Consider the following 6138-nt stretch of genomic DNA (forward strand, 5'->3'; position numbering starts at 1 on the left):
GAACGGCGTCGGACATAATTGACACACTATTGAAAAGAGACCCAAAGAAAAATTCAATCATGGAAAAAATAAAGTTGGTGAAAAAAGCAATTTTAATATTCTTATTCGGTTGATTTTGGTGCGAGTGATTTTCTTGTTTCTCTGACTTTGAAATTTTAAAAACCTCCATTTAGTTTTATACCTTATTAGCTTTTATTGTTCTTGTTCATTGATATGAGTTAAGACTTGTTCGAGAATACTGAAAACATGAAGATCATCAAGACTGTAAACCATGCTTTTCCCTTCTCTTCTTGCCTTCACTAAACGTGAATCATTCAATATTTTTAGTTGGTGTGAAATCGCGGACTGTTCCATATCCAATGCAAGCACAATGTTTCCAACACTGAGCTCTTCTTTCTGTAAAAGAAAGAGAATTGACAAGCGTGTAGGGTCACTAATCACTTTGAATACTTTGCTTATTGATTGGATCTTCTCTTTATTGATTGGCGAAGTTGTTGATGTATCCATATGCTCTTATTCCTCTCACATGATTTTCCATTCATATATATAATACCACATGAGTAAAACGATGCTAGTTTTTTGTTTATAGACAAAATTAAGACTTTTGTATCAGCAATAGTAGTCCATTTGAATAAGAAGCATCTTGTCTTGACAAAACTCATACAGTGAGTTAATATGATTTTGTAAACATATGATTTGTTATTCATATGTAAAACGTAAAGATTCCGATTTACATATGGGACAACTGAAAGGAGTCAGAGACAATGGAAATTACATGAATACTTCTCTTCTTTTAGTGGGAATTTGTGTGATTTAATAAGTAAATGAATGGAAATCAAAGGAATTATATAGGAAGGTGATAAAAATGGAAACTATCGAAGAACAACAATCTCAAGAAAAACATAATCACAACCACGACCATGACCATGAACACGGAAAAATGCCAATCGTTTTATACTTTATTGGTTTAGCCTTAGCGGTGATCGCTTTATTTTTGAATGAAGATTATCAGTTAATGCGAAATATTTTATTCTCAATCGCTACAATCAGTGCAGGATATCATGTCATTATTCTTGAAGGCCTTGGAGAAACAATCGAGAACTCCAAAGTTCAAAAAAAGTTCATGCCCAACTCTCACATTTTGATGGGATTAGCGGCCATTGGCGCTTCTTTAATGGGGAATTTTTGGGAAGGTACATTATTGATTCTTATTTTTTCTGGTGCACATTTTTTGGAAGATTATGCAGAAGGAAGAAGTAAACGAGAAATCACGAAATTACTCGAAATGAATCCAACGACTGCCCGGTTAATCCAGCCTGATGGCAGTACAAAAAATGTTGACGTCAGTGAATTAAAAGTGGGAGATCAACTTCAAGTATTGAATGGCGATCAAGTCCCCATTGATGGCGTCATTTTGTCAGGCTCTACGTCCATTGATGAGTCATCTATTAATGGAGAAAGTATCCCAAAAGAGAAGTCCAAAGGAGACGACGTTTTCGGAAGTACAATCAATGGAACAGGTACTTTCACAATGGAAGTCACTAAAGAAAATAAAGATACAGTATTTTCAAAAATTTTACAGTTAGTAAACCAGAACCAAGACAACCAAACAAAAGCTGCGAGTATAATCCAAAAATTTGAACCGAAATACGTTACAGTTGTTTTAATTGCCATTCCGTTATTCATGTTATTGGCTCCTTTTCTCCTAGACTGGACATGGTCACAAAGTATCTATAGAGGATTGGTCCTTTTAGTGGCAGCTTCACCCTGTGCTTTAGCAGCGGCTACTGTATCGGTAACTTTATCGACGACTTCTAACTTGGCCAAAAAAGGCGTCCTTTCAAAAGGTAGTTCTTACCTGTCTCAATTAGCCGATACTCAAGCCATTGCATTTGACAAGACAGGAACCTTGACTAAAGGAAAACCTGAAGTAACCAATTACTATTTTGCTGATTCCGTGAACGAAGAAAACATGATTGATATCGTAGTAGCTCTTGAAAAAGAATCCAATCACCCTTTAGCAGATGCTATTCTAAGAAAGTTTGAGCAAAAAAATAAACTAACTATCGAAGTAGAAAACCAGATCGGCAAAGGATTGACAGGAGATTACAAAGGGAGAAATTATCGTATAGGAAAACCGACTTCGTTTGACGATGTTTCAGATGAATATAGTCGTTTAAATAATGAATGGTCGTCAGAAGGTAAGACGGTCGTATACGTAGCAGTAGATGAGGCTGTTATAGGTCTTATTGCCCTCATGGATGTTCCGAGTGAGCATGCAAAAGAAACCATTGATTATTTCAGAGAACAAGGCATACACACCACATTAATTACTGGTGACTCAGAAATGACGGGTAAAGCAGTCGCTAAACAATTAGGAATAGATGAAGTGATTGCGAATGTCATGCCGGAAGACAAATCCAGAATTATAGACGAACAAAAAGAAAAATACGGTGTAGTTACCATGGTTGGAGACGGAGTGAATGATGCCCCCGCTCTCGTAAACGCAGATGTGGGAATCGCTATGGGAGATGGGACCGATGTGGCAGTAGAGGTATCGGATTTAGTTTTAATGCAAAACGATTTATCCAAATTGGTACAATCTCATAATATATCTACGAAAATGAATCGTGTCATTTGGCAGAATGTTATTTTTTCAATGGCCGTTGTTGCCTTTTTAGTTGTCGTTAGTTTCTTAGGCTTAACGGATATTGCAATCAGTGTCATTATTCATGAAGGAAGTACATTGGTTGTTATTCTGAATGGGCTTCGATTGTTAAGGTCTAATTCTAAGCCTATCAAAAATTAATAACCTGTTTCAAATATTAACTAATTCTCGTTTTCATATGCCTCTGAAGTTTTGGAAACTTTAGAGGCATATTTTTATAAATCAGTTAGTATCAAAAACAATCGATTATGGGACGATTTTAAATAACAACTTTTATAGACTAGAAGAAGGGTTTTTCAGTGCCAAAACTTTGCTCTTTATCTACGTATCTTTACCCACCCTTTATGATACAATTGAGAAAATCAAAATAGAGAAGGAAGAGGATTATGAGTGGGTATATATATGGGTATGCAAGGGTAAGTACACGATCACAAGAATTGTCTCGTCAGTTGGATTTGCTCAATGAACATAACTGCAACGAAATACTGACCGAAAAAATGACGGGAACCAAAGCTAACCGTCCGCAATTAAATCGGCTGAAAGATAAATTGCGTCCAGATGATACAGTTATCGTGGAAAGCTTCTCTCGTTTGGGGCGCAGCACAAAAGATTTAATTGATCTTGTAAATTACTTTGAAGAACATAATGTAAAGTTGATCAGCTTAAAAGAGAATTTTGATACGGTCACTCCCCAAGGGCGACTTATGATGACTGTGTTTCAAGCATTTAGTCAATTTGAACGAGATTTGATTGTTGAACGCACAAAAGAAGGTTTAAAAAGTGCTCGAGCTAGAGGGCGAAAAGGCGGGCGTCCTCCTGTGAACCAACGAGATATTGAACGAGCAATAAAATTGTACAAAAGTGAGGAATATAGTGTGAAAGAAATTGTTGAGATGACAGGAATCAGCAAGTCAACGCTTTATCGTTACTTGGATAAATAAAAATTGACGATTAATTTTATTTAATCGTGGGAAAGAGGTGTTCTCATGAACCAAGAACTTCCTCCATTAACTTCATATTCAGAAGAACTACGACAAAATGCGATGGATAAATATCAAGTGATTGCCCCTTATCTTAAGCATGAAGAAAGTTTGAGTAATATTGCTGAAGAATCAGGGGTTCCAAAAAGAACTTTATACCATTGGGTAAATCAATATCAACAATCAGGGTTGAAAGGATTGATCCGAAGAAAGCGCTCGGATTCAGGAAGCTTTAAAGTAGAAGAAAATGTACAAGAAGAAATTAAAAAGCTTATATTTGAAAACAAAAAAAACACCTTAACTTCTATTCATCGGAAAGTCTGTAAAATTTGTAAAAAGAAAAATTGGGCCCCGCCTAGTTACAATCAAGTATATGCGATTGCTAAAAATCTGTCGCCACAATTAAAGGAACTTGCTCATAAAGGAAAAAAAGAATATCAAAATAATTATGATTTGGTTTATCGTCGTGAGTCTTATTATCCCAATGAAATATGGCAGGCTGACCACACTCCCTTGGATATCCTTGTTTTAAACGAAAAAGGAAAGCCTGAGAGGCCATGGTTAACAATTATTTTAGATGATTATAGCCGAGCAGTTGCAGGGTATTTCCTTAGTTTTCAAGCTCCTTCTGCTATTCAAACTTCTTTAGTTTTACACCAAGCAATATGGAAAAAAAGCAACTCTGATTGGCAAATATGTGGTATACCTGAAACTTTCTATACCGATCACGGAAGTGATTTCACTTCAAATCATTTGGAGCAAGTCGCAATTGATTTAAAAATCAATCTTATTTTTTCTACGGTAGGTATGCCAAGAGGACGGGGGAAAATAGAACGTTTCTTTTTAACAATTAATCAATTATTTTTGCAAGATTTACCAGGTTACATTGGGAATCAAAATACTTTAAATCTTCTTACGATAAAAGAGCTTGATGAGAAATTAGCGCATTTTATTATATATGACTATCACCATAGAGTGCATGGCACTACAAAACAGGAACCTATAAAGATGTGGAATAATTCAGGATTTCTTCCTCATCAACCAGATAGTCTAGAAAGTTTAGATTTATTGTTATTAAATGTTGGAAAGCCAAGAAAAGTTCATTCTGATGGAATTCACTTCCAAGGTTTAAGATATATTGACACCAATTTAGCAGCTTATGTAGGTGAAACTGTTATCATTCGATATGATCCAAGAGATATTGCTGAGATTCGTGTATTTTACAAAGACCAATATTTATGTACGGCAATTTCTCCTGAAATTTCTGATTACGAAGTCGATTTAAAAGAGATTGTTGCGGCACGTAATAAAGCACGGAAAAACCTTGAAAATCAGCTCCATTCTGGAAATAATATTGCGGAAGAACTTATTTCATCTAAGCAGAAAGAGTTAGATAATCCTGTAAACAAAAAAGATTCTAAGAAGTCAAAAATTAAGAGGTATTACAATGAATAAAACACCCTATTTTATTGAAACAAAAGAATATAAACGCTTTGTAGAATTTTGTCAGGCATGTATCAAATACAAATATATCGGAATTTGTTATGGATTACCCGGAGTTGGGAAAACTTTATCCGCTAAGCAATATTCAAATTGGAATTGGGTCGAAAAACAAATTGATTACAAAAAATCGGAAGAAATCGGAATGAATGCAGATGAAAAAATCCTTGAAGCGAAAACAATATTTTACACCGCTCCAGCCATACGGGCGACTAAAATGACGAATGAAATCGATATGATCGGTGGTAAAATGGGTATGGTTAAAAGTATGTATAGAGTTCTTCAGTTAGGAGCAGAAGAAAAATACTCAACGAATGTGTATGAAGAAATTGATCTCATTATTATTGATGAAATAGATCGATTAAAAGTACAGCATTTAGAACAATTAAGAGATATTTATGACCAAAAAAATGTGGCTATGATCTTTATTGGAATGCCGGGTATAGAAAAGCGATTGGCTCGTTATCCTCAACTCTACTCGAGAATAGGTTTTGCCCATGAATTTGACAGATTGAGTAAAGACGAGATCCACCATATTCTGGAATACAAATGGGAAGAGTTAGGATTATCTGTCCAACTGGAAGATTTTGCTAATTATGAAGCTGTCACTAGTATTATTAAAATTACCAGTGGAAACTTTCGACTTATCCAAAGACTTTTCACCCAAATCGAAAGAATATTAGAAATCAATAACCTTGAAACTATCACGACAGAAGTAGTGGAAGCTGCACGAGATAGTTTAGTCATTGGAGTAAAATAAGTAATAAAAAGGACTATTTCATTTAGCGAAATAGTCTTTTTTTGTTCTATTAGTGCAACATAGCGCTTGAAGTTAGTGCGAAATAAAACCAAAATTTACACATATGAGAAAAACAATAATATGATAAATACACAACGGATGAATGCTTGCTCAAGTATTCAGATGAAATGATTTAATGTTTTAGCTAATTTCAAATGACTTAAAGTTGATGGAGTTGCCTGTCCGTAAAT

6 protein-coding genes (1 of these 6 running past the window's edge) are annotated in these 6138 nt (G+C 35.0%); 4 read left to right on the plus strand and 2 right to left on the minus strand.

Features of this window, described 5'->3' with window-relative positions; all coding sequences use genetic code 11:
- Both RTX25_RS03725 and RTX25_RS03730 read right to left on the minus strand, forming a co-directional pair.
- Positions 1-169, minus strand: the start of a protein-coding gene (locus RTX25_RS03725; RefSeq protein WP_002316684.1) for a cation diffusion facilitator family transporter. The gene continues 755 nt to the left of window position 1, outside the view; the window shows 169 of its 924 coding nt (coding positions 1-169); the start codon lies at positions 167-169; its stop codon lies beyond the left edge, outside the window.
- 23 nt (positions 170-192) lie between these two features.
- Positions 193-507, minus strand: a complete 315-nt coding sequence (locus tag RTX25_RS03730; protein ID WP_312650671.1) for a metalloregulator ArsR/SmtB family transcription factor — start codon at positions 505-507, stop codon at positions 193-195.
- 358 nt (positions 508-865) lie between these two features.
- Between RTX25_RS03730 and RTX25_RS03735 the strand changes: the two genes are divergently transcribed.
- The 4 genes from RTX25_RS03735 to RTX25_RS03750 all read left to right on the plus strand — a co-directional run bounded on the left by RTX25_RS03735 (position 866) and on the right by RTX25_RS03750 (position 5908).
- The gene (locus tag RTX25_RS03735; protein WP_312650673.1) at positions 866-2809 is read left to right on the plus strand and encodes a heavy metal translocating P-type ATPase; all 1944 of its coding nucleotides are present in this window, start codon (positions 866-868) and stop codon (positions 2807-2809) included.
- A gap of 245 nt (positions 2810-3054) precedes the next feature.
- Positions 3055-3609, plus strand: coding sequence for a recombinase family protein (locus tag RTX25_RS03740; protein ID WP_002316688.1), 555 nt, complete (start codon positions 3055-3057; stop codon positions 3607-3609).
- A gap of 45 nt (positions 3610-3654) precedes the next feature.
- Positions 3655-5103: a Mu transposase C-terminal domain-containing protein gene (locus RTX25_RS03745; protein ID WP_002316689.1), complete on the plus strand. Its 1449-nt coding sequence runs from the start codon at positions 3655-3657 to the stop codon at positions 5101-5103.
- Positions 5096-5908 carry an AAA family ATPase gene (locus tag RTX25_RS03750; RefSeq protein WP_312650677.1) on the plus strand — a complete coding sequence of 271 codons (813 nt, stop codon included), beginning with the start codon at positions 5096-5098 and terminating at the stop codon, positions 5906-5908. The genes RTX25_RS03745 and RTX25_RS03750 overlap by 8 nt, the downstream gene beginning before the upstream one ends.
- Positions 5909-6138: the final 230 nt, after the last annotated feature.

Source organism: Proteiniclasticum sp. (assembly GCF_032054185.1).
Classification (GTDB): domain Bacteria; phylum Bacillota; class Clostridia; order Clostridiales; family Clostridiaceae; genus Proteiniclasticum.

Coding starts and splice junctions, on each gene's coding strand:
- RTX25_RS03730 (WP_312650671.1), bottom strand. CDS start 507: ATGGATACATCAACAACTTCGCCAATCAATAAAGAGAAGATCCAATCA.
- RTX25_RS03735 (WP_312650673.1), top strand. CDS start 866: ATGGAAACTATCGAAGAACAACAATCTCAAGAAAAACATAATCACAAC.
- RTX25_RS03740 (WP_002316688.1), top strand. CDS start 3,055: ATGAGTGGGTATATATATGGGTATGCAAGGGTAAGTACACGATCACAA.
- RTX25_RS03745 (WP_002316689.1), top strand. CDS start 3,655: ATGAACCAAGAACTTCCTCCATTAACTTCATATTCAGAAGAACTACGA.
- RTX25_RS03750 (WP_312650677.1), top strand. CDS start 5,096: ATGAATAAAACACCCTATTTTATTGAAACAAAAGAATATAAACGCTTT.